22 protein-coding genes and 1 riboswitch are annotated in these 23,044 nt (G+C 36.0%); of the genes, 7 read left to right on the top strand and 15 right to left on the bottom strand.

Features of this window, described 5'->3' with window-relative positions:
• Nucleotides 1–21: 21 nt before the first annotated feature.
• Both QOR44_RS02940 and add read right to left on the bottom strand, forming a co-directional pair.
• Nucleotides 22–465 carry a flavodoxin gene (locus QOR44_RS02940; RefSeq protein WP_001162136.1) on the bottom strand — a complete coding sequence of 148 codons (444 nt, stop codon included), beginning with the start codon at nt 463–465 and terminating at the stop codon, nt 22–24.
• A gap of 58 nt (nt 466–523) precedes the next feature.
• Nucleotides 524–1,546 carry an adenosine deaminase gene (gene add / locus QOR44_RS02935; protein WP_000189647.1) on the bottom strand — a complete coding sequence of 341 codons (1,023 nt, stop codon included), beginning with the start codon at nt 1,544–1,546 and terminating at the stop codon, nt 524–526.
• A gap of 265 nt (nt 1,547–1,811) precedes the next feature.
• Between add and QOR44_RS02930 the strand changes: the two genes are divergently transcribed.
• Nucleotides 1,812–2,747, top strand: a complete 936-nt coding sequence (locus QOR44_RS02930) for a DHH family phosphoesterase (RefSeq protein WP_000583238.1) — start codon at nt 1,812–1,814, stop codon at nt 2,745–2,747.
• A 108-nt stretch (nt 2,748–2,855) separates the two neighbouring features.
• A complete protein-coding gene (locus QOR44_RS02925) occupies nt 2,856–3,116 on the top strand; it encodes a type B 50S ribosomal protein L31 (protein WP_000710757.1) in 261 nt (86 codons plus the stop codon).
• A 112-nt stretch (nt 3,117–3,228) separates the two neighbouring features.
• On the opposite strand, the gene QOR44_RS02920 is transcribed toward QOR44_RS02925, so the two are convergent.
• The 5 genes from QOR44_RS02920 to rapZ all read right to left on the bottom strand — a co-directional run bounded on the left by QOR44_RS02920 (nt 3,229) and on the right by rapZ (nt 9,072).
• Nucleotides 3,229–4,749 carry a zinc ABC transporter substrate-binding protein AdcA gene (locus QOR44_RS02920; protein WP_001227406.1) on the bottom strand — a complete coding sequence of 507 codons (1,521 nt, stop codon included), beginning with the start codon at nt 4,747–4,749 and terminating at the stop codon, nt 3,229–3,231.
• Between the two features lie 141 nt (nt 4,750–4,890).
• Complete coding sequence (locus QOR44_RS02915; RefSeq protein ID WP_000752457.1) at nt 4,891–6,288, bottom strand: C69 family dipeptidase; 1,398 nt, start codon at nt 6,286–6,288, stop codon at nt 4,891–4,893.
• A 14-nt stretch (nt 6,289–6,302) separates the two neighbouring features.
• Nucleotides 6,303–7,214: a DNA-binding protein WhiA gene (whiA, locus tag QOR44_RS02910; protein WP_000011316.1), complete on the bottom strand. Its 912-nt coding sequence runs from the start codon at nt 7,212–7,214 to the stop codon at nt 6,303–6,305.
• Nucleotides 7,211–8,185: a YvcK family protein gene (locus QOR44_RS02905; RefSeq protein WP_001231102.1), complete on the bottom strand. Its 975-nt coding sequence runs from the start codon at nt 8,183–8,185 to the stop codon at nt 7,211–7,213. The genes whiA and QOR44_RS02905 overlap by 4 nt, the downstream gene beginning before the upstream one ends.
• Nucleotides 8,182–9,072 carry an RNase adapter RapZ gene (gene rapZ, locus QOR44_RS02900; RefSeq protein WP_001278848.1) on the bottom strand — a complete coding sequence of 297 codons (891 nt, stop codon included), beginning with the start codon at nt 9,070–9,072 and terminating at the stop codon, nt 8,182–8,184. Before rapZ ends, QOR44_RS02905 begins: the two co-directional genes overlap by 4 nt.
• A gap of 153 nt (nt 9,073–9,225) precedes the next feature.
• Here rapZ and QOR44_RS02895 point away from each other — a divergent pair, with 153 nt between their 5' ends.
• The 3 genes from QOR44_RS02895 to QOR44_RS02885 all read left to right on the top strand — a co-directional run bounded on the left by QOR44_RS02895 (nt 9,226) and on the right by QOR44_RS02885 (nt 11,422).
• A complete protein-coding gene (locus tag QOR44_RS02895; RefSeq protein ID WP_000965180.1) occupies nt 9,226–9,639 on the top strand; it encodes an OsmC family protein in 414 nt (137 codons plus the stop codon).
• A 57-nt stretch (nt 9,640–9,696) separates the two neighbouring features.
• Nucleotides 9,697–9,741: riboswitch (PreQ1 riboswitch) on the top strand.
• Nucleotides 9,742–9,884: 143 nt separating this feature from the next.
• A complete protein-coding gene (locus tag QOR44_RS02890; RefSeq protein WP_001031097.1) occupies nt 9,885–10,868 on the top strand; it encodes a nucleoside hydrolase in 984 nt (327 codons plus the stop codon).
• Nucleotides 10,865–11,422 (top strand): ECF transporter S component, encoded by a 558-nt coding sequence (locus tag QOR44_RS02885; RefSeq protein ID WP_000167487.1) that lies wholly within the window; start codon nt 10,865–10,867, stop codon nt 11,420–11,422. The genes QOR44_RS02890 and QOR44_RS02885 overlap by 4 nt, the downstream gene beginning before the upstream one ends.
• 39 nt (nt 11,423–11,461) lie before the next feature.
• On the opposite strand, the gene asnS is transcribed toward QOR44_RS02885, so the two are convergent.
• The 4 genes from asnS to QOR44_RS02865 form a co-directional block, all read right to left on the bottom strand.
• Complete coding sequence (gene asnS / locus QOR44_RS02880) at nt 11,462–12,808, bottom strand: asparagine--tRNA ligase (RefSeq protein ID WP_000038466.1); 1,347 nt, start codon at nt 12,806–12,808, stop codon at nt 11,462–11,464.
• Nucleotides 12,809–12,828: 20 nt separating this feature from the next.
• Nucleotides 12,829–14,022 carry a pyridoxal phosphate-dependent aminotransferase gene (locus QOR44_RS02875; RefSeq protein WP_000221826.1) on the bottom strand — a complete coding sequence of 398 codons (1,194 nt, stop codon included), beginning with the start codon at nt 14,020–14,022 and terminating at the stop codon, nt 12,829–12,831.
• Between the two features lie 85 nt (nt 14,023–14,107).
• Nucleotides 14,108–16,573, bottom strand: coding sequence for a bifunctional DnaQ family exonuclease/ATP-dependent helicase (locus tag QOR44_RS02870; RefSeq protein WP_000192260.1), 2,466 nt, complete (start codon nt 16,571–16,573; stop codon nt 14,108–14,110).
• A 149-nt stretch (nt 16,574–16,722) separates the two neighbouring features.
• The gene (locus tag QOR44_RS02865; protein WP_000048144.1) at nt 16,723–17,487 is read right to left on the bottom strand and encodes a (S)-acetoin forming diacetyl reductase; all 765 of its coding nucleotides are present in this window, start codon (nt 17,485–17,487) and stop codon (nt 16,723–16,725) included.
• A gap of 230 nt (nt 17,488–17,717) precedes the next feature.
• On the opposite strand from QOR44_RS02865, the gene QOR44_RS02860 reads away from it, so the two are divergent.
• Nucleotides 17,718–18,353 carry an MBL fold metallo-hydrolase gene (locus tag QOR44_RS02860; protein ID WP_000708402.1) on the top strand — a complete coding sequence of 212 codons (636 nt, stop codon included), beginning with the start codon at nt 17,718–17,720 and terminating at the stop codon, nt 18,351–18,353.
• Nucleotides 18,350–19,060, top strand: coding sequence for an alpha/beta hydrolase (locus QOR44_RS02855; protein ID WP_001022579.1), 711 nt, complete (start codon nt 18,350–18,352; stop codon nt 19,058–19,060). Before QOR44_RS02860 ends, QOR44_RS02855 begins: the two co-directional genes overlap by 4 nt.
• 52 nt (nt 19,061–19,112) lie before the next feature.
• Here the strand turns inward: QOR44_RS02855 and ftsX are convergent, their stop codons facing one another.
• From ftsX to queG, 4 genes are all read right to left on the bottom strand, one after another.
• Nucleotides 19,113–20,042, bottom strand: a complete 930-nt coding sequence (gene ftsX, locus QOR44_RS02850) for a permease-like cell division protein FtsX (protein ID WP_000236202.1) — start codon at nt 20,040–20,042, stop codon at nt 19,113–19,115.
• Entirely contained in the window at nt 20,026–20,718 is a 693-nt protein-coding gene (ftsE, locus tag QOR44_RS02845) for a cell division ATP-binding protein FtsE (RefSeq protein WP_001173889.1), read from the bottom strand. The genes ftsX and ftsE overlap by 17 nt, the downstream gene beginning before the upstream one ends.
• A gap of 18 nt (nt 20,719–20,736) precedes the next feature.
• Nucleotides 20,737–21,835 (bottom strand): peptide chain release factor 2 gene (gene prfB / locus QOR44_RS02840; RefSeq protein WP_011324939.1). Its coding sequence is split into 2 segments (ribosomal slippage): nt 20,737–21,762 and nt 21,764–21,835, totalling 1,098 coding nucleotides; the frame shifts between segments, so codons are not numbered across the junction.
• Between the two features lie 68 nt (nt 21,836–21,903).
• Nucleotides 21,904–23,028 carry a tRNA epoxyqueuosine(34) reductase QueG gene (queG, locus tag QOR44_RS02835; RefSeq protein ID WP_000351637.1) on the bottom strand — a complete coding sequence of 375 codons (1,125 nt, stop codon included), beginning with the start codon at nt 23,026–23,028 and terminating at the stop codon, nt 21,904–21,906.
• Nucleotides 23,029–23,044: the final 16 nt, after the last annotated feature.

The raw sequence follows: 23,044 nt of genomic DNA, 5'->3' as shown, positions 1-23,044 counted from the left end.
CGTGTTCGTCTTTTTGGTAGCTTAGTTAAGTTTAGAAGCAATTTCTTCAGCAAAAGCTTCTAAGTTTTCAATGTCTTCGTCTTCTGCCGCTAAATCAACTTTAACACAATCAGCACCTTTTTGTGCTCCTGTTAATGCGAATTGAGCCTCGAACTCATCAACAGATTTGCAGAAGTAATCATAGAAAGTATCACCTGAACCCACTACGCCGTAAACTTTACCAGATAAATCAACCTCTGCTAAATCTTCATAAAAGTCCACGATTTCATCTGGTAAATCTCCATCACCATATGTATAAGTGGCAACAATTGCAATGTCAGCATCTTCAAAATCTGCAGCATCAACCATCGTACACTCTTCTACTTCAACATCTAGACCCAAGTCACGTAATTTATCAGCAACAATGTCAGCAATTTCTTCAGTATTTCCGGTCATGCTAGCATAAACAATCTTTGCTAAAGCCATATCTTCCTCCACTTGTAAATTACCACTATTCTATCATATTTTTAAAGAATCGTGAAGGTTATTTTAGATAGCTGTCATAGTTTTCTTGTAGCTTATGTAGTAAAGTATCTTTCTCTGAATCACTTGTAAAGGAGGCCTTCACAGCGTTTTGATTGAAAACAAGAAAGTCTTCTATTTTCGTTCCAAAATAAGTTACGAAAAGACTATATTCTTTCGTCAAATTTGTATCGGAAACAGTACGATTATCTGTATTAATTGTAATCTTACCTCCAGCATCATAAAGTTCTTGATAAGGAAAACTTTGAATACTTGAGGCTGCTTTTGTTTGTAAATTGCTAGTTAAACACATCTCTGCTACAGCATCTTCTTCGACAAATCGCTTTATTAAATCCCTCTGTCCTGTTAAAGCTGTCACATGTCCCATACGCTTAATCCCTAAATTTAAACTATCCGCAATATGCTTAGCACAACCACACTCACCTGCATGTAAAGTCATCGGGTAACCTGAGCGTTTTACTTCCTGAATAAGATCTACTAAACTATCTGTTGGATAGGAAAATTCATCACCTGCAAAATCAAAACCTACCAGGCCTTTGGGAGCCAAATCAACAATGTGTTTAATAATGTCCTTGGTCGTTTTATGAGACGATTGGCGCATACCGCAAACAAGGGCGCGTGCAACGATATTAAATTCTTTCTGAGCGTCTGCTAAACCTTCTAAGACTGCAAGGACTGTATCACTTGCAGTTAAACCTTTATCCATAGAGAGTTCTGGCGCAAAACGAATTTCAATATAAATAACATTTTCTAAAGCTGCCTGTCTAGCAACATCATAAGCAGCAAAACGTAATGCTTCCTTCGTTTGAAGAAGCGGTCTGATAAACTCAAACGTTTTAAGGTAATCTACCAAGCTTTCTGTTTGAGCTGGAGCTATAACATATTTTCTTAATTCTTTATCACTATTTGGCAGTATTATATCAGCCATATTAGCCAATTTTCTAATAGCTGGTAAAGAAAGTGTGCCATCTAGATGACAATGCAACTCCGCCTTAGCCAATTCTTTTAATACTGCTTGTGTCATAATTTATCTCCTATTAAAAAGCATTTTTACTATATTAACAAAAGTTAGCTAAAAAGCAATACATTTACAAAATATTATCATAAAAAAGATTGTTAGTTAGCAGTATCCGAATTTTATAAAAAAATAACATACCATCATATAAAAATAAACAAACATTGCGGCCGCTATCTTAATTTCTTTCCTCAATAAAAGATTTAAGCTATAATATAGTCAACAATATAGCCTTGTTCTTCACTAAAAGACAAAACAGTTAGGTAGGTAAAAAATGATTATTTTTCAACAAATTCTTGATAAAATCAAAGAGTACGACACCATCATTATCCATCGACATATGAGACCAGACCCTGATGCTCTTGGTAGCCAAATCGGCTTAAGGGATATCATCAGGCATAATTTTCCAAAGAAAAAAGTACTTGCTACTGGTTTTGACGAACCCACTCTCGCTTGGATTGCTAAAATGGATCAAGTGACCGACCAAGACTATCAAGGCGCTCTTGTTGTTGTTACAGATACAGCAAATACCCCACGCATTGATGATGAACGTTATAAAAAAGGTGACTTTTTAATTAAAATTGACCATCATCCAAACGATGAAGTCTATGGAGATCTCTCTTATGTAGATACTAACGCCTCTAGTGCAAGTGAAATTGTGACAGACTTTGCTCTTTCTTGTGATTTGTTGTTATCAACAAGTGCAGCAAGAGTTCTATATAATGGTATTGTAGGAGATACAGGACGCTTTTTATATCCTGCTACCACAAGTAAAACACTGAAGATTGCTAGCAAACTTCGTGAATTTGACTTTGATTTTTCTGCAATGGCACGTCAAATGGATTCCTTTCCTTTCAAAATTGCAAAATTACAAGGCTTTATTTTTGAGCAACTTAAAATTGACAAGAACGGCGCTGCATGCGTTACTTTAACACAAGAAGACCTAAAACGCTTCGATGTAACAGATGCAGAGACTGCTGCAATCGTTGGTGTACCTGGAAAAATTGATATTGTAGAAAGTTGGGCAATTTTCGTTGAACAAAGCGATGGGCATTATCGTGTGCGCCTACGTAGTAAGTCACACATCATTAATGAAATAGCTAAACGTCATAATGGTGGCGGACATCCTTTAGCCAGCGGAGCTAATTCTTATAGTTTGGAAGAGAATCAAGCTATTTACCAAGAAATCCAGGAAATACTTTCTTTATAATTTTACTTTTTTTATCAAAACACTTGTCAAGACTATTCTTATTTGATAGAATAGAGTGGTTAATAACTATGACTCAGACGAGTTATGGCAGAAAGGAAATTTTTAAAGATGAAAAAAGACATCCATCCAGATTATCGTCCAGTTGTTTTCTTAGATACAACTACAGGTTACAAATTCCTTAGTGGTTCAACTAAATCAACTAAAGAAACAGTAGAATTCGAAGGTGAAACTTACCCACTTATTCGTGTGGAAATCTCATCAGATTCACATCCATTCTATACAGGACGTCAAAAATTCACTCAAGCAGATGGACGTGTGGACCGTTTCAACAAAAAATATGGTCTCAAAGACGCAAACGCTGCTCAATAAGCATAGCATTAATTTTAAAAGCACTTCTATTAGAAGTGCTTTTTTCTATGTTTGAGCCTATCACGTACAAAGAAAAAAAGATGATATCGTATCCGATATCATCTTTTAAATATTAATGAGACATAAGGTCTTGGGCAACTTCACGTCCAGACATTTTAGCTGGGAAGTATGTTGGCCAGTTTTCCATTTCCTCAAATAATTTTTCTTGGCTTTCTGAACCCCAGAAGATATGGAAGTGTTCAGCTTTATTCGGTTTAATACCATGGTCACTAAATTGGATATATTTGAATTGACCAGCATCTTTTTCTTTAGCTTCAAAGAGATAACGTACTCCACGATTACCTTTTTTATAAGTTAAGATTTTGTAACCTGCATATTTGTATGTAAATGTTTGTGATTTACCATTACGTACAAAGGTCATTTGATGTTTTTTACCATCAATCTTGATTGATTCTACGTCAGTCTTGTAACCTGCTGTATAATATTTTTTGTACTCTGCAGCAGTCATATCTTTTTTAGATTTAGCTTTGTAATCCCAAACTGGATCAAGTGTCCCATCTTGAAGAAGAGGATATACTGATTGCCAATTACCAGAGTAATCTGTCAATTTACGGTCTTTAACATCTTTAGTTTTAAAATAACCTGTTTCAACTGTTTTAGTTTTATCTTCTTCAGGAGCTACTTCTTTACCTGCAACATCTGTTGTCTTTTTAAGAACTTTCAAATTACGTCTCATAACTGAGAAGTAATCTTCGCCAGCTGCCATTTCTTTTTTAGAAAGTCCTTCAAGTGGACTAAGCACAGCTGTTTTCACGCCAACTTCATCTGCTAAAGTTTTAGCAACTTTATTTGAAGCATTTTCTTCAAAATAAATGTAGTTGATGTTATATTTCTTGATGTATTTAGCTAATTCGCCTAAACGTTTTGATGAAGGTTCTGCATCTGGAGTAAGACCAGCAATTGGAACTTGATTTAAACCGTAATCAAGCGCCATGTAACCAAACGCTGCGTGTTGAGTCACAAAACTCTTTTGTTTAGCATTTGACAAACCATTTTTGTATTCTTTGTCAAGCTCTTTTAATTTTGCAATGTAAGCATCTGCATTTTTGTTAAATGAAGCTGCATCTTTTGGATAAGCTTTGACAAATTTATTACGGATGTTTTCTACAACAGAAATCGCACGTTCTGGAGACAACCATACGTGTGGGTCAAGTTCATGATGATGCCCTTCATGACCATGTCCTTCATGTTCTTCACCTTCTTCTTCGACGCCTTTAGTAAGTAACATATCGCCAGTACCTTTAATAGTTGTTACTTTTTTGGATTTAACTGACTTAGCTACTTTTGGAGCCCAAGTTTCCATGTTATCATCCATGTAAACAAAAGCATTTGAATCTTGGATGGCAGCGATGTTTTTAGTTGATGGTTCAAAATCATGCGGTTCTGTACCTGCTTTAATTAACATAGATACATCAGCTTTATCACCAACGACATTTTTTGTAAACTCATAAACTGGGTAAAAAGTTGTTACCACTTTAAGTTTACTATCAGCCCAAACTTGTTTAACTTGAACAAGTTGCCAAGCTGCAAACATAGCTACAAAGCTCATCAATAAAAGAAATTTCTTTCTCATTTTTTCTCCTTTTTATTTAACCCGTTATTTACCGGTTAATATTTTACTAGTAAAGTATAGCACGATATTTTTTTTTTGCAAGTTTTATATACTTATGCAAGCGTTTTTATCTTAAAAAACCCGGAAAATATTCCGAGTTTTTTAATCTCCCATTGAAAAGCGATTTGTCATTAAATTACTTGCATCAAATAGAATACGATTTAACAATTCTTGGCTTTCTTTTTGGATATAGTCACTCATTTCTTGATTTTTCTGTTGAAAATCAATCTCTTTATTCTCAGCAACTTCTCTATCAACACCGTTAATATGTGCATGTCCTTGAGCCATCGTTCTCTCGATATAGCTTTCAATATCAGCTTCATGTTGATAAAAGTGTGGATCTGCTAGAGCTGCAATTAAACGATTGGTCCAATAAAAATTATCTGTTGAAGCATCCTTGGTTGTATTCGAAAAATAGTTTGGTACAGTCTCAACTTGTGTAAACAACGGCACCATGGTTGCAAATGGCATAGAGCCATAAGATAACCATTGAACACCTGTCGTTTCAAGTGATTTATTTGGTCGTAATTGTAGAATAGACGTTTGACTAGTTCGGTTGATACCAACTGAACGAAAAGCTCTCCTACTTACCGCATCCCCTTCTGGTCCATATGGGTCATACACACTGTCTTGATAATGATCACTCAACACATATTTAATATCCTCAACAGTAATTTTTCGGTAAGGCTTTTGACACCAGGGAATAAACAAGCTACGTGGATCCTGTTCAATTTCAGGATTTAAAAAACGCTGCATTGCCCAACTTCTTGGTGTGTTGTAATGACGATCTTTATCACGTTGGCTACCAAAAGCATATCGAGGATTGAAATGCTCATTAGAATAGGTCAAATCTAAATGGTATTGTTCGATAAACTCTTTCAAATCACTAGAGCACATGTAGTCATCACAGTTATTAAATTCAAAATGATCAATTCCTAGTTGGTTAGGATTAGTAACATAAACATCATCAGGTACGCGACGAGCAATCCAATGATGCCCACCAATTGTTTCTAACCACCATATTTCTTCGGTATCTGAAAAAGCAATACCATTTGATTCATAGGTTCCATATTTTTCCAAAATAGCACCTAAACGCTCCACACCTTCTCGCGCTGACTGAATATAGGGAAGCACTAAAGTGAGTATATCCTCTTCCCCTATACCATCTGAAACCAAAGGATCTGCACCCAAAACGCGGGAATTCGTTGTAATAGTTTCTGTAGCACTCATCGCTACATTTTTACTGTTAATACCGGCTTCACCCCATATACCATCTTTTCCCAATGCGTCCGGTACTGAAGTATAAGGAAGTGGGTTATCTGGTAAATCTACTTCAAAATTTGATAAAACTGATTTGTAATGACGCGGTTGATCTTTAGATGTCATTACCTTTAATTTTTTGGGTGTGAAATCGCCATTAACAGAGTCTTCCGTTCTAGCGATCATAGTCGAACCATCATAAGAAGCCTTTTTACCAACCAATATTGTTGTACAAGCCATGTGAATATCTCCTTCTATAATTCATCTGCAATTTTATTTATTTTCCGTAAGCGATGGTTAACGCCACTCTTACTCAGAGGCGTTTCTAAACTGTCTGCTATTTGTTGAATAGAGTAATCTGGATGAGCCACACGCACCTGAGCTACTTGTCTTAAATCACTAGGCAGTGCATCAAAACCAATAGTATCCATAATCTTGATAATATTATTGATAGTCTTCATACTAGCTGTGATTGTTCTAGCAATATTAGCTGTTTCAACGTTGTTAGCACGATTAATATCATTACGTGTCTCACGTATCATTTTAATCTCTTCAAAAGCATCTCTAGCTTCCATGGCATCAATGACTATCAAGAAATCCATAATATCTTCTGCTTTTTGCAAATAAGTTACTGCTCCATGTTTATGTTCAATAACCTTTGCATCTAACATAAATTTTTTCATAAGATTAGCTAAGTCTTGTGCATGGTCTAGATAAACAGAAAAAATTTCTAGTTGATATTTCCCAGAATCAGGTTCTCTAACAGTACCCGTTGATAAGAATGCTCCCCTGAGATAAGCTCTTCCATTTTCATCATTGTCCAATATAGAGTGTTCAATACCAGTTTCAATACCAAAAAAAGCATCAGCCAACTTCAAATCAGCAAGAATAACATCAACTTTTTCTTCAATAAAAACAGTATACACACGATTCTTTCGTAAGTTCGTTTTTTGATGGTATTTGATTTCTGGCTGCAAATGATAATGTTCTTCTAGCATGCTATAAATATGACGAGCAATTTTAGCATTTTCTGTAGTAATAGAAAGGTTAAGGCCGTGGTTAGCTAATCCTAAACTACCTGACATTTTGATAATAGCTGACAGTTCCATCTTATTTTCACTCTTATGACCTAGCAGCTCTTCTTTGACTTTTACTGTAAAACTCATAAATGTGTTCCTACTAAATTCATTAGTTCCTCAACAACGAAGTCACCATGATGGAAGGCTCCACCTTTTTCTAATTTTAAAAAGTTAGACGAGATGACACGTCTGGCATGTTTTCTAAGCCCTGAAAAATCATGTTCAACCTGTACCAAATACTCATCAAAATGATTGTTTTCCATATAAGACTCTGGCACTTTTTCAATATTAACCAAAACTGTATCGATAGCATCTTGTCCTAAATGACGTTTCAATACTTCAACGTGGTCTGCGTCTGTAAAATGCTCAGTTTCACCACGTTGTGTCATAATATTGCATACATAAGCTACCTCTGCCCGAGTTTCTAAAAGAGCTTGTTTAATTTCTGGAATAACTAGGTTAGGTAAAATAGAGGTGAAAAGTGACCCTGGCCCCAACACAATCATATCACTTTCTAAAATTGCATCAACAACTTTGCGGCTGGCCGTAGGAGTCTCTTCATTATAAGTATTAGTGACATACACATGGTCAATCATGCCTTTATAATCGGCTATTTGACTCTCTCCAACCACTTCATGGCCATCTTTAAAAACAGCATGCAGAGTGAGCGGATGTTCACTAGATGGATATATCTTTCCTGTTGTATGAAAGAACTGTGTTAAACTCTGCATAGCGTTATAAGTTGAACCTTGCATTTCAGCAACACCAGCAATAATAAGATTTCCTAAAGGATGACCTGCAAAATCCCCATCACCTTCTGCAAAACGATATTGGAAAATTTGTTCGTAAAACTTCGGCATATCACTCAAGGCAACCAAAACATTTCTTAGATCTCCTGGTGGTGTTAGTTGCATAACTGAGCGCAACTCACCTGACGAACCACCATCATCTGCAACCGTGACAACCGCTGTAATCTCAACATCTTCTAAGCGAAGACTTTTCAAAATAACTGGAATTCCCGTTCCTCCGCCGATAACGGTTATTTTAGGTTTTCTCATGAACGATTTACCGTCTCCTTACGCTTATTTTTATCACGATGGCTTTCATTAACTGTCCAATCTGCTTTTAAATCTTCTGATAATCTATGAGCAAAAGCGGTGCTACGATGTTGCCCACCTGTACATCCGATTGCCACAGTCAAAACAGATTTCCCTTCATTTTGATAGCCTGGTAAGATTGGCTTTATTAAGGCAAGAAGATGGTCATAAAAATCATCTGATTCATCAAAACTCATGACATAGTCATAAACCTCAGTATCTAAACCTGTCTTATCTCTTAATTCTGGTTTATAGTATGGATTTGGTAAAAAACGCACATCGAATACTAAATCCGCATCCAAAGGTATACCATATTTAAAACCAAAACTCATAACTTCGATACGAAAAGAACTTTGACTATCTTGATTTGAGAATTCTTTAGAAATGACCTTACGTAGTTGTCTTGGTGTTAATTCACTAGTGTCCACAACGTTCTGACTCATACTTTTAAGCGGTGCTAATAGTTCTCTCTCTAGAGAAATACCATCTAACACTCTGCCGTCGGCAGCAAGAGGGTGGCTACGACGTGTCTCTTTATATCGTGACACTAGCTCGGTGTCAGTAGCATCTAAAAATAGAATCTTAAAGTTAATATTATCATTAATTTCAAGGCTATCCAAAATAGAGTTAATTTCTCTAAAGAAAAGACGACTACGCATGTCAACTACCATAGCAATCTTGCTTGTATCTCCTGATTGTGCTGCTAATTCTAAAAACTTAGGCACTAGAGTAGGCGGCATATTATCTATTGTAAAATATCCTAAATCTTCAAATGACTGAATAGCCACTGTCTTTCCTGCCCCACTCATACCTGTTACAATCACAAGTTTGATTTGTTCGTCTGACATTACGATTACCTCTTTCTCTTATGTTTTATGCCATTATACCACAAATGGCTAGCAATTAGGATTTTACTTCAGAGGAAAAGAAACTCATTCTAAATAGTAAAATCTTGTCGGAATGCTCCCAAATTTGGTAAACTAGACCCAAAGGAGTTTATTATGCTTTATGAAGTAACCTCATCAAACACTCAAGGCGTTGATGGAAAAGTTTATCTCTCCAATGGAAAAATTGTGGAGACCAATCACCCTTTAAATCATTTACCAGGATTTAATCCTGAGGAATTAATTGCTTTAGCATGGTCAACATGTTTAAATGCAACTATAAAAGCTATTTTAGAACAAAAAGGATTCAAAGACCTAAAATCTCGCGTTGATGTTACTTGCCAGCTCATGAAGGAAAAGCAAGTAGGTAAGGGATTTTATTTCCAAGTTAACGCTGTTGCTAGTATTGAAAAACTGTCATTATCTGATAGTAAGCTAATCGTTAACAAAGCACACAGCAGATGTCCGATTTCAAAATTAATTTCAAATGCTAAAACAATCAATCTAGACACTGTTAAATGGTCAGTTTGAATCTTTACAAGTTAGTGCTTTCATATTATAATAAAACACGTGCATAATCGAGTATTTCTCGGACTGGTTCGAAAACTTCCCAGAATAAAAAACTAAGTGACTGAAAATATGATTGAATTTAGAAAACTAAATTCATTTTTTCGTGTGATCTTGGTAACTGCCAAGATCTTTTTTATTGCCATGACTATTGTTAATAGTTTCATAAAAGCATAGAACATTCACTAATATTAAAAGAAAGGAGACAAATGAATAAAGAAAAAATTATTATCGATTGCGATCCCGGTATTGATGATACCTTAGCACTGATGTATGCTATTCAGCATCCTAAGTTAGAAGTTGTTGCTATTACTATAACAGCAGGCAATTCGCCTGTTGAGCTAGGACTAAAGAATACCTTTGTAACGCTTGAATTACTAAACCGTCACGACATTCCAGTTTATGTTGGTGATAACTTGCCTTTACAACGTGAATTTGTATCTGCTCAGGATACTCATGGAATGGATGGCCTTGGAGAGAATAACTTTACATTGGCGCAACCAATTATCTTTCAAGAAGAATCAGCAGATTGTTTTTTAGCAAACTATTTTGAACACAAAAATGATACTTCTATTATAGCTCTCGGACCTCTGACCAATATCGCTCGAGCCTTACAAACTAATCCCAAATTAGGCAAACATTGCAAGCGATTTATTAGCATGGGAGGAAGTTTTAAATCACATGGCAATTGTTCTCCAGTTGCTGAATACAACTATTGGTGTGATCCTCATGCTGCACAATATGTATTTGAAAACCTTGACAAAAAAATAGAGATGGTTGGACTAGACATCACACGTCATATTGTATTAACCCCCAATCATTTATCTTATATGGAGCGTATTAATCCAGACGTATCAAGTTTTATCCAAAAAATCACAAAGTTCTACTTCGATTTTCACTGGCAATATGAGCATATTATTGGATGTGTGATAAATGATCCTTTAGCTATTGCTTACTTTGTTAATGAAAATATCGCTACTGGTTTTGATAGCTATACCGATGTTGCTTGTCACGGAATCGCCATGGGACAAACAATTGTAGATCAGTATCATTTTTATAAAAAAGATGCTAACAGTAAGATTTTAACCTCAGTCAATACTAATTTATTTTGGAATGATTTTATGACCGTCCTATTACATGCACAAAATTCAGTCATCATTGAAGACTTAGAAATGTTAGGACTTAACAAATGACAAAATCACCTGCTCGTTTAATTTCATTTATCTCAATCGCTATCGCCATCAACCTTGTTGGGGCTAATTTAGCTCTATTTTTACGCCTACCTATCTATCTAGATACTATAGGTACATTGTTAATAGCAGTTATCCTGGGACCATGGTACGCTGCCAGCACTGCTTTTCTCAGTGCATTCATCAATTGGATGACTACTGATATTTTTTCACTTTATTATTCACCAGTCGCCATCGTGGTTGCTATCATTACGGGTATCTTGATTAAAAGGAATTGTAAACCCTCTAGCCTATTGTGGAAATCACTGATTATTTCTTTACCAGGAACTATTATTGCTTCAGTTATAACAGTTATCCTTTTTAAAGGAATTACCTCTAGTGGCTCAAGTATTATAGCACAATTCTTACATGGAATTGGATTAGACATGACAAGTAGTTTGATACTTGTTCAAGTTGGAACAGATTATATGGATCGACTAATCAGTCTTATCCTTGTCTTTTCGACAATCACATTGTTAAAAAAACATAGTCCCAATTTAATTAACCAACGATTCTAAAGACCATAATAAAAAAGCGCACTAGCTAGCGCTTTTTTATTATGGTTTGATACGATGTAACATACGTGGGAATGGAATAGCTTCGCGAATATGTTTGGTACCAGCAACAAAAGTTACCATACGTTCAATACCTATACCAAAACCGCCATGAGGAACAGAGCCGTATTTACGAAGGTCAAGGTAAAAGTCGTATTCTGATTTATCCATACCTAGTTCATCCATTTTAGCCACAAGAGCATCGTAGTCGTCTTCACGCATTGAGCCGCCAATGATCTCTCCATAACCTTCTGGAGCTAGAAGATCAGCACAAAGAACGCGTTCTGGATTTCCAGGAACTGGTTTCATATAAAATGCTTTAAAGCTTGCTGGGTAATTCACTACAAATGTCGGCACTCCAAAGTAATTAGAAATCCAAGTTTCATGTGGTGAACCAAAGTCATCACCATGCTCTAAATGTTCATAATCTGTATCTTCATCTGCTTCATGCTCTTGAAGAAGTGTAATAGCATCATCATAAGAAACACGCTTGAATGGCTCTGCGATATAACGTTTGAGAGCCTCAACATCACGTTCTAAAATATCAAGTGCTTGAGGCGCACGATCTAGAACGCCTTGGATCAATGCTTTAACATAAGCTTCTTGGAGGTCAAGTGATTCCTCATGTGACAAGAAAGAATACTCAGCATCCATCATCCAAAATTCTGTTAAATGGCGACGTGTTTTAGATTTTTCAGCACGAAAGACTGGACCAAAGTCGAAAACTCGGCCTAGAGCCATTGCTCCAGCTTCAAGGTATAATTGACCAGATTGGCTAAGAAATGCTGGTTTCCCAAAATAGTCTGTTTCAAATAACTCTGTTGAATCTTCTGCTGCATTTTCTGATAAAATTGGGCTATCAAATTTGATAAAACCATTTTGGTCAAAGAATTCATAAGTTGAATAAATAATAGCGTTACGAATTTGCATAACAGCCATTTGTTTACGAGAACGCAACCAAAGATGACGGTTGTCCATCAAGAAGTCTGTCCCATGCTCTTTAGGAGTTATAGGATATTCATGTGACTCTCCAATGACTTCAAGGTCAGTAATATCAAGCTCATAGCCAAATTTTGAACGTTCATCCTCTTTAACAATCCCTGTTACATAAACAGATGTTTCTTGGTTGAGACGTTTAATAACGTCAAATTTTTCAAAACCTGATTCTTCACCATATTTTTCAATGAAGTTTGGTTTAAAAGCGACACCTTGGAAAAAGGCAGAACCATCGCGCAACTGTACAAACGCAATCTTACCTTTACCTGATTTGTTAGCAACCCAAGCACCAATAGTAACTTCTTGACCAACATAATCTTTAACATCAACAATTGAAATAAGTTTTTTTGACATAAGTTTCTCTCTATTTTTATTTAATTAATTTCATTACTTCCCATAAAGACATGCAGTCTACGAACAGCTTCTTTAAGGGTTTCAAGATCTGTAGCATAACTCAGACGAACATTTTCCGGCGCTCCAAAACCAGCACCCGTTACTAAAGCAAGTCCAACTTCTTCAAGAATGGCATCCGTGAATGCTGTAACATCCGTATATCCTTTCATTTCCATTGCTTTTGTAACATTTGGGAAAAGATAAAAAGCACCTTGTGGTTTAACAACCTCAAACCCAGGGACCTGACACAACAATGGATAAATGATATTAAGGCGTTCTTCAAATGCTAGCCTCATTTTTTCAAATGACTCTTGAGAACCATTTAAAGCCTCAATAGTAGCATACTGTGAGACAGCCGTAAGGTTAGAAGTTGTTTGACTGACTACTTTAGACATTGCCGCTATAATATCATGATTACCCACTGCAAAACCAACACGCCAACCTGTCATCGCATAAGTCTTAGAAACTCCATTTATGACTATCGTTTGGTTTCGAATAGACTCTGAAAGGCTTGAAATAGGGGTAAAAATATTGCCATTGTAAACCAATCGACCGTAAATATCATCTGCTAAAATTAGGATATCATGTTCGACTGCCCAATTTCCAATAGCCTCCAACTCCTCAGCTTTATAAATCATACCTGTAGGATTTGATGGACTATTAAGAAGTATGACTTTTGTCTTATCAGTCCTAACAGCTTCTAACTGTTCCACAGTTACTTTGAAGTGATTAACTTCTTTTGCTGTGACAAAAACTGGCTTACCTTCAGCCATCTTAATCTGATCAGCATAAGATACCCAATAAGGAGTCGGAATAATTACTTCATCACCGGGATTCAGTACTGTCATAAAGAAAGTATAAAGGATAAACTTAGCACCAGTTCCCACAACCACCTGATTAGGTTTAAGGGAGTAGCCATAAAAACGTTCAAAATACGCATTAATTGCTGACTTCAACTCCGGCAAACCACTTGATGGTGTGTAAAAACTTGCACGTCCATCTGTTATAGCCTCAATAGCCGCTTGCTGAATGTTTTTAGGAGTAGCAAAGTCAGGCTCCCCTAAAGTTAAACTAAGAATATCTCTTCCTTGTACTCTGAGTTCTCTTGCTTTAGCTCCCGCAGCTAAAGTAACACTCTCTTCCATATTGAGTACACGTTCTGACAAATAGGTCATTACTCCTCCTTTTATCAACGTACTACTATTATTTAATCTTGAGTCGCACTGTCAAAATCTTATTTTTAGACAATGATCTTTACCATTATATCAAAAATTTAGCCATTTCAGTCAAGACCTTGTTAATTTTTTCCTTAGAAATTTCAAAATCTCTACCAAGAGAATGCATGATGGTTTGTCCATAAGATTTAATAACCAATCTGCTATCCAAAATAATTACCGCTGACTTTTGTTCTTCTCTCCTTGTAGTACGTCCCAAGGCCTGTTTTAATTTTAAGACAGTCATTGGTAAAGAATAGTCATAAAAGAAGTTTTTCCCCTCTTTTGTTAAACTCTGCGATAGTTTCTGGATAAAATAGTCTTTGGGATTATCAAAAGGCAATCGCGTGATAACTTCAATAAGACGATCACGATGTACAAAGTCAACACCTTCCCAAAAAGATCCTGTACCTAAAAGAAGATTGCTTTCTCCACGATCAAAACGTTTTTTAACGTTATAAGCTAAGCCATTTTTATCTTGAGTAAGATGTTTTATCTCCCACTTATCCAAATAATCAGATACCATAAACATTGTCTGTTTAGAAGTTAATAAGACTAAGGTAGGCTGCTTTAACGTCATTATATCTTGTAAACGCTTGGCTATTTCGTAAGCATACTGTTCCGGTGATAAATCAAGTATATTGGGCATAGAGGTATCAATCCATACTTTCTGATTGGCATTTTTCTCATGCGCTATCTTTTCTGTACTTATACTTGAAAATCCTCCTAAAAGATCTGACAAGTAGACTTTGGGACTGATTTGTAAAGTCGCTGATATCATATAGGTCTTTTTTGTGGGGGGGAGGAACTTTGAAAATTTAAGAAAATCTTCTCTCGCCCCACGTAAAATGGTTAAACGCTTCTCATTGACTTTGTCAGTTTCAAACCAATAGTTAGTATAAGTAGCTGTGAAAAAAGTTTGTAACTCATCTAATCCTACTACTTCTAAAGCGTTTATACTATTTTTTAGACGTTTCAACCAGGTCTCTGAAAATTCAAAAGAATTATGACGATAAAAAAGTTCTACTGCATGACTTAGCTCATAAGAGATACTTTCCAGAAGGCGCTTTTGTAATAATGGAATAGAACTATCAATTATTTTTTGAATAACCTGCAATTGGTGACTAATATCAAGTTGCCCACGAGAAAAATTTTCCAGTCCCAAAACAAGTTTCTGAGCTTCATCAAAAACTAAAACCTTCCCCTTTGCAAAATCTTTGTCATCCTGAACACGCTCAAGAAAATAAGCATGATTGATAATAACAAGTTGACTTTGTGCAACTTTATCATAACTGCGTTTCCAAAAATCCAGATCATAAAAAAGTGATGATTGAGTCACTTCTCCATCGTGTTTTAGCTGGTCAAAGTAAGATTCTAATCGTTGTTTTTGTTTAATTTCATCCAAATCACCTGTAGTCGTTTCCGTCAACCACACTAGCAGTTGCATTTTAAAACGATTTATCAATCGATTTCGATCCTGCACTTGGAGGCTCTTATAAAACGCATCTAACTTCAAGTAATTTCTCGGTCCTTTGATACTGTGACAGGGAATATGAAAAAGTTCTTGAATGTGCTTTATTTCTTTAGCCATTATTTGATCTTGCAAAATCTTTGTTGGAACAGATACTATTATTTGTTGTTTTTGAGACTGATCCAATAAAGGCAAGAGATAACCATATGTTTTACCAAGTCCTGGTTGAGCTTCTAAAAACGTTGTTGTTTGATCATTAAAATGCGCTTTAACCAAGTCAGCAAAAACAACTTGCTTAGGGCGAGCATCCATACCTAACAAAGCCATGTTAACTTGAAAATCACTAGATAATTTCTTAGGCTTTCCAACAGCTTTTTCTTTTTTTAAGACCAATCCTTGCCAGAAATAATATTCTTTAGGATTAACGAAATCAGCTTCTTGATAAGCTTCTTCAATCAATAAATAAGATTCGAACAAAAGATTATCAGCAAATGTTAAAATGGTCTCCAACACTTCTTTAGGTAAACTACTAATTTTAGCTTTTAACTTAATGAATAACTGTGCTGTAGCTCTTGCATCTGCAATAGCAGTGTGCGCATCTGTTAATTCAATATTTAAGCTTTCTGCTAATGCCCCTAAAGAATATTTTTCTAAACAGGGATAAAATACTTGTGATAATTCTACTGTATCTATCCTTGGTGTACGTAACTCGCAGCCTTCTAAAAATAGTTGCTCAGCCAATAAATTTGCATCGAACTTTACATTGTGGGCAACAAAAATACAATCTTCAATCAATTGATAAATGTGATGCGCCACTTGACCAAAATCCGGAGCTTTAGCCAACTGCTTATCCGTAATACCTGTCAAATGAACAATATGCTCATCCAAAGATTCATGAGGATTAACATCTGTTTCATAACTATCAATAATTTTATTTCCTTGGATAATAACAATCCCAACCTGAATAATAGAAGCATTGGGACCTGCTCCAGTAGCCTCCAAGTCAACTACTGCATATTTTCTAAGTTTTTTCTGGGTCATAGTAAGTCTATTATAGCACGCTATATCTATAAAACAAAACATGACTATACCTCAAAGATGCCATCACTCCAATAACCAAGATAAGATAATTTTTTAAGAAATATAAAAAACACTGTGAGTGAAACTCACAGTGTTAGCATTAATCATTTTTAATGGAATACCATACCCCCATCGACAACTATTGTTTGTCCAGTGATATAATTTGAATCATCTCCCGCTAAGAAGCCTACTGCATTAGCAACATCTTCTGGTTCAGACAAGCGTTTCAAAGTGATATCTTTGGCAAACTGCTCCATACCCCATTCATCATCTTTGCCTGCATTCTTACCAACTTCATGGGCAATATCAAACATCATAGGTGTTTTAACAATACCTGGTGCGTAAGCATTGACTGTGATTCCTTCTGATGCTAAATCTTTTGCCAAAGTCTGTGTAATACCACGAACTGCAAATTTTGTACCACCATAAACAGTCAAATTAGGATTCCCTTCACATCCTGCTTGTGAAGTTGCATTTATAATTTTTCCGCCATGACCTAATTCTCTAAAATGTTTCTGAGCTGCTTGGCTTCCCCAAATAGTTCCTCCGACATTGATTGCAAAAGCCTTTTCAAACTGCTCTTCAGTAATAGTGTCAAGAGGAGTTGTTGGGGCAACACCTGCATTGTTAACAACAACATTCAAATCACCAAAAGTATCTACAACTTTTTGGAAAGCATCAAAAACTTGATCACGTTTTGAAACATCTGCTACAACTGCAACAGCATCCTCAGGTGATAGTTTATCAACCGCAGCCTGAGCAGTCTCTTCATTATAGTCTAAAACGCCTATTTTAAAGCCGTCTGCATGAAGACGTTTCGCAATAGCAAATCCAATTCCTTGACCAGCACCAGTAACAATAGCAACTTTTGACATATCTTCCACCTCATATTCTTTAGTCAACCAATTAGGTTGCTCTCAAAAAGTCAGTGTTCTTAAACTAAGTTCAGCTTTAGGCTTGGCTTATTGATTACTTTTATGATACACCTTTATGAAAACGGTGTCAAGAAATTGCTGTGAGATCCCATATTTTCTGAAACTAGTTGCCATTTATTTTCCGCCACTCTTTTTTTAACAAAGTCTTGATTTTTTGGTACACTATCATTATGAAAATCTATAAAACAATAAACCACATTGCTGGTGAAAATACTTATTACCTCGTTAATGATCAAGCTGTTATCCTCATTGATCCAGGGAGCAATGGCCAAGAAATTATTGCTAAAATTAAATCCTTTGAAAAACCTTTAGTGGCTATCCTCTTAACTCATACTCACTATGATCATATTTTTAGTTTAGATTTGGTCAGAGATACTTTTGATAATCCACCTGTTTATGTTTCAGAAAAAGAAGCCGCTTGGCTATCTTCCCCAGATGATAATTTATCTGGGTTAGGCCGTCATGATGATATCATTAATGTTATAGCAAGACCGGCAGAGAACTTTTTTAAATTAAAGCAACCCTATCAACTAAATGGTTTTGAATTCACAGTTTTACCAACACCTGGTCATTCTTGGGGAGGAGTCTCGTTTGTTTTCCACTCAGATGAATTAGTCGTTACTGGCGATGCTCTATTTCGTGAAACTATCGGTCGTACTGACTTACCTACCAGTAACTTTGAGGACCTCATTACTGGTATTCGTCAAGAACTATTCACCTTACCTAGTCATTATAGTGTTCACCCAGGCCATGGCATGAATACAACTATTGGCCACGAAAAAAACTTTAATCCTTTCTTCCAATGAACATAAAACGTCACTCTATTTTTCTTTGGTTAACAACAAGTATCCTTGCTATTTTAATGGCCGTCGGGATGACCATTTACTTCAATACTTACCAAGCCTCCCCATTAGCTAGGAGAATTGCTAAAACCGCTACAAACCATAAGAACTACCTTCTTTTTAGAAGCAAGGGTAAGGTAAAAGCAAATATTATTTTCTATCAAGGGGCTCTTGTGGAAGAAGAAGCTTATTCTCAACTTGCTAGAGATTTAGCTTACAAAGGGTATAATACCTATATTTTGAAGACACCTTTAAATTTGCCAGTTTTATCGCCTCATAAAGCTAAAACAATTATTAATCAGAACCACTTAACTAATGTTTACCTTGCTGGACATTCTTTAGGAGGAGTTGTTGCTAGCCAAAATGCCAAAGTAGCCCCTGTTAGAGGGCTCATATTATTAGCTTCCTACCCTTCACGTAAATCCGACCTATCTCATAAAAAGTTAAGAGTACTCTCCATTACAGCAAGTAATGATCATATTTTAAACTGGGAAAAATATGAGGAAGCTAAAAAACGCCTCCCAAATTCAAGTACTTTTCGAACTATTGTCGGAGGAAACCATAGCCGATTTGGTAACTACGGACATCAAAAAGGGGATGGTAAAGCTACCCTTTCTCACAAATCATCTGAAAAACAATTGGCTACGTTTATTTCGAATTTTATCCACTAACATGATATCTACAATTAATAAAAAGAGATGAAATAGATTTCATCTCTTTTTATTAAATCTTAAGGTAACGTCTCATTGATAGGACAGACCCAAGTGAGCCAATAATAATACCAATAATCACCATACCACCAATAATTGCTGGAACCATAATATCCATAGGATACAATGAAACATGGCTTGTCTCAAATTTTGGATTAAACTTGTTAAACACAAATTGATAACCAAAATAGAAAATCAGCGATGGAACGATAGCCCCTAAAATCCCTACCCAAGCACCTTCAAAAAAGAACGGTCCTCGAATATAAGAATTTTTAGCGCCAACTAATCTCATGATTTCAATATCTGTACGGCGTGACATAATCGACATACGAATAGTATTTGAAATCAAAAAGATAGCAAGGACAATTAATAAGGCAACACCACCAAATCCCCATATACGGATGTTATCTGTGAGATTAGATAGTTTTGTTGAATCAATAGGTTCTTTAGTATAATCAACACCTTCAATGCGTCCAATTGCTTCACTGACACTCTTAGAAACTTTTGCAGAACTTGTCCCAACTACGTAAACATCTAACAAAGCATCTTTATAGGTATCATCAATAACATCTGAACCATACTCTTTTTGAACTTCTTTTAATTGTTCAGCTTTACTTGAATAAGTGACTTTCTCTACACCAGAAATACGTTTAATTTTGTCGTAAACTTTATGATAATCAGGATTATCTTTTAGCTTTCCGTCCTTATCTTTGACTTGTTTTTGAGCATCCGTTGAGTCAACATTTAAAAAGGCACTGATAGTAAAATTACCTGAAACATCAGTTGTTAACTTTTCAACATTCAGTAAAACTGATGAAAACAAGCCTACAAGAAGTAAGGTTATGGTAACTGATGTTACAGAAGCAAAAGTCATCCAAAAGTTACGTTTCAAGTTTTTAAGCGATTCCCAGAAATGTCTAAAGAAATTAATCATGATAACCATATTCTCCCTTCTCTTCATCTCGGATAACGCTACCTGCTTCAATCTCAATGACACGATGACGAAGTGTGTTAACAATTTGACTATTGTGTGTTGCCATCAAAACAGTCGTTCCTTGAAGGTTAATACGTTCCAATAGATGCATGATTTCCCAAGCAATTTCTGGATCCAAATTACCAGTAGGTTCATCTGCAATTAATAATTTTGGATTATTAACAATCGCACGTGCAATTGCCACACGTTGTTGTTCTCCACCAGATAACTGTGTTGGAAAAGAACGCATCTTGTGTTTTAAACCTACTAATTCTAGAACTTCTGGCACGCGTTTTTTAATATGACGGCGCTTAGCTCCAATAACTTGCATCGCAAACGCAACATTCTCATAAACTGTTTTTGTTGGTAGTAATTTATAATCTTGGAAGACAACTCCAATACTACGACGTAAAATAGGAATTTGACGACGTTTGAGTTTATTGAGATTGAATTCCCCTACCTTTAATCTACCTGAACTTAATTTTTCTTCACGGTATAGGAGGCGAATCAAGCTAGATTTACCAGCACCTGACGGACCAACTAAATACACAAACTCACCTTGCTGAATTGATAAATTTAAGTTTCTCAAGGCAGTTGTTGAACGGCGATACTTTTTAGTAACACCAGACATTTCTATTAGTGCCATGTTTCTCCTTCATTATTTTTAGTCTTCAATGCGCCACTTAAGGTAGGCATCAATAAAGCCATTGATTTCTCCATCCATAACCTTATCTACCTGAGCAAGCTCAAAGTTAGTACGATGATCCTTCACCATCGTATAAGGGGTGAAAACATAAGAACGAATCTGACTTCCCCAAGTGATTTCTTTTTTATCACCCTTAAGAGCATCTACTTCTTGTGCTTTCTTTTCTTGTTCTAACTGATATAGCTTAGCCTGCAACATCTTCATAGCGCGATCGCGGTTCCCATATTGAGTACGGTCAACGGTAGACGATACCACAATTCCAGTTGGAATATGCGTCAAACGAACACCTGTTGATACTTTATTGACGTTCTGACCACCAGCTCCTCCGGAACGGAAAGTATCCATTTTAATGTCATCATCACGTACTTCTACTTCAATCGTATCATCTAACTCTGGCATCACTTCAACTGAAGCAAATGAGGTATGACGACGTTTAGCCGAATCAAAAGGTGATATACGAACGAGGCGATGAACTCCCATTTCTGATTTCAACAAACCATAAGCATTGGGGCCTTCAAAAGAGAGGGTAACCGATTTAATACCAGCTTCATCCCCTGCTTGATAATCTAATACTTCTACTTTGAAACCATTAGCATTGCCAAAACGGGTATACATTCGTAAGAGTAAATCTCCCCAATCTTGCGCTTCAGTTCCTCCTGAACCAGGATGGATTTCTAAGATAGCATTATTGTGGTCATAAGGCTCAGATAAGAGAAGCGTCATTTCATAAGCACCCATTATCTTATCTAGCTGCATTAGATTTTCTTCTAATTCTTCTTTCAAAGAATCATCTTCGTCAAGCATCTCAAGTAAGAGTTCTGTTTCGTCAGATAATTCTTGCATATTATGGAAAGTATCATACTTACCTTTTAACTCATTCAGTTCTTGAGATGTCTTTTGCGCTGCAATATTGTCATTCCAAAAGTCTGGCTCAGTCATTTGATTTTCAAGAAGAGCAATCTCCTCTTCCAAACGATCTAAGTCAAAGAGACCTCCTGAAGCTAGTCAACTTCTCTTTATTTTCTACTATTTTTTGGCGAATTTCAGCCACTTCCATGAGATTTCTCCAATCTTTGTTAATCTGTTTTATTTTATCATAAGGTTCTTAAAAATACCATAAAAGGCTTAAAATTGCCATTTATGACGGATTAATTCCAACTCTTTTCGGCTATCTTCATCTTTTAAGGTTAAATTACTCATAAACTCCAGTATCTCATCGTTTGGTTTTTTGACAATTTCTCCCAATGCCCATATAGCTGTTGCAGTATGAATAGGGTTATTATTTTTATCAATAATCTCTATTAATTTGACCACTGCGGTTTTATCATGAGCATTTGCTAGCGCAATAATGGCATTACGCTGTAAAATATTTTTACCTCGCCAACTTCCAGCAATCATACCAAATTTTTCTTTAAATTGTCCATTTGATAAACTCAAAAATGGTATTAATTCTGGTTGAGCCAACTCAGGATCAATCTCTGTCGCCAATGGATTATTTATACCTTTGTTATAAGGACAGCAAATTTGGCAAATATCACAACCATAGATAACTGTTTTAATCTTTTTTCGAAACTCTATGTCCATCATTCCCTTATCTTGGGTTTGAAATGATAGACAACGCTTGGCATTCATTGAGCCATCACCAATTAAACAAGAAGTTGGACAGGCATCTAGACAACGACGACAGTCACCACAATCATAATCGACAGGCTTGTCTGGCTCGATCTCTAAATTGGTAATTAATTCTCCCAAAAACATATAAGAGCCATATTCTTTAGAAATAACTAGACCATTTTTTCCTATAAAACCAATACCTGCTCTTTGGGCAACTGCAGTATCAACTAAAGCTCCAGTATCGACCATTGCTTTTTGTTGCAAAGGAAAATCTCGACAGAGCTCTTCAATGCCTTTTGATAGTCTGTCTAACTTTTCGCCGACCACATAATGATAATCAAGCCCCCACGAATTAGGTGTAATTTTTCCTCGTTTATAAGATGTTTTTTGAGGTTGCTGAGGAAGTTTGTGAGGATAAGCAACGCCAATTGAAATAATCGTTTTAGCCGATTCTAAAAGCCTTTCAGGGTAGATACGATCCTCTATGACTTTATGTTCAAATCCTGAATTGCGCCCCTCTTCCACAGAAGCACGCAATGACTTTTCCAAATAATCAAAGTTATCTGCCGTCGTAAAACCAATTTTAGAGATACCAATTTCTTTTGCTAATTTTTGAATTTCTGCCTTTATGTCCATAATATTATTTTAAGTC

This window comes from Streptococcus agalactiae (assembly GCF_949788565.1).
Lineage (GTDB): Bacteria > Bacillota > Bacilli > Lactobacillales > Streptococcaceae > Streptococcus > Streptococcus agalactiae.
This window is presented reverse-complemented; position numbering and strand designations above follow the sequence as displayed.

Excerpts from the sequence above, each read along its gene's own strand:
- QOR44_RS02940 (WP_001162136.1), bottom strand. The coding sequence starts at position 465 with ATGGCTTTAGCAAAGATTGTTTATGCTAGCATGACCGGAAATACTGAA.
- add (WP_000189647.1), bottom strand. The coding sequence starts at position 1,546 with ATGACACAAGCAGTATTAAAAGAATTGGCTAAGGCGGAGTTGCATTGT.
- QOR44_RS02930 (WP_000583238.1), top strand. The coding sequence starts at position 1,812 with ATGATTATTTTTCAACAAATTCTTGATAAAATCAAAGAGTACGACACC.
- QOR44_RS02925 (WP_000710757.1), top strand. The coding sequence starts at position 2,856 with ATGAAAAAAGACATCCATCCAGATTATCGTCCAGTTGTTTTCTTAGAT.
- QOR44_RS02920 (WP_001227406.1), bottom strand. The coding sequence starts at position 4,749 with ATGAGAAAGAAATTTCTTTTATTGATGAGCTTTGTAGCTATGTTTGCA.
- QOR44_RS02915 (WP_000752457.1), bottom strand. The coding sequence starts at position 6,288 with ATGGCTTGTACAACAATATTGGTTGGTAAAAAGGCTTCTTATGATGGT.
- whiA (WP_000011316.1), bottom strand. The coding sequence starts at position 7,214 with ATGAGTTTTACAGTAAAAGTCAAAGAAGAGCTGCTAGGTCATAAGAGT.
- QOR44_RS02905 (WP_001231102.1), bottom strand. The coding sequence starts at position 8,185 with ATGAGAAAACCTAAAATAACCGTTATCGGCGGAGGAACGGGAATTCCA.
- rapZ (WP_001278848.1), bottom strand. The coding sequence starts at position 9,072 with ATGTCAGACGAACAAATCAAACTTGTGATTGTAACAGGTATGAGTGGG.
- QOR44_RS02895 (WP_000965180.1), top strand. The coding sequence starts at position 9,226 with ATGCTTTATGAAGTAACCTCATCAAACACTCAAGGCGTTGATGGAAAA.
- QOR44_RS02890 (WP_001031097.1), top strand. The coding sequence starts at position 9,885 with ATGAATAAAGAAAAAATTATTATCGATTGCGATCCCGGTATTGATGAT.
- QOR44_RS02885 (WP_000167487.1), top strand. The coding sequence starts at position 10,865 with ATGACAAAATCACCTGCTCGTTTAATTTCATTTATCTCAATCGCTATC.
- asnS (WP_000038466.1), bottom strand. The coding sequence starts at position 12,808 with ATGTCAAAAAAACTTATTTCAATTGTTGATGTTAAAGATTATGTTGGT.
- QOR44_RS02875 (WP_000221826.1), bottom strand. The coding sequence starts at position 14,022 with ATGACCTATTTGTCAGAACGTGTACTCAATATGGAAGAGAGTGTTACT.
- QOR44_RS02870 (WP_000192260.1), bottom strand. The coding sequence starts at position 16,573 with ATGACCCAGAAAAAACTTAGAAAATATGCAGTAGTTGACTTGGAGGCT.
- QOR44_RS02865 (WP_000048144.1), bottom strand. The coding sequence starts at position 17,487 with ATGTCAAAAGTTGCTATTGTTACTGGTGCTGGTCAAGGAATTGGATTT.
- QOR44_RS02860 (WP_000708402.1), top strand. The coding sequence starts at position 17,718 with ATGAAAATCTATAAAACAATAAACCACATTGCTGGTGAAAATACTTAT.
- QOR44_RS02855 (WP_001022579.1), top strand. The coding sequence starts at position 18,350 with ATGAACATAAAACGTCACTCTATTTTTCTTTGGTTAACAACAAGTATC.
- ftsX (WP_000236202.1), bottom strand. The coding sequence starts at position 20,042 with ATGGTTATCATGATTAATTTCTTTAGACATTTCTGGGAATCGCTTAAA.
- ftsE (WP_001173889.1), bottom strand. The coding sequence starts at position 20,718 with ATGGCACTAATAGAAATGTCTGGTGTTACTAAAAAGTATCGCCGTTCA.
- queG (WP_000351637.1), bottom strand. The coding sequence starts at position 23,028 with ATGGACATAAAGGCAGAAATTCAAAAATTAGCAAAAGAAATTGGTATC.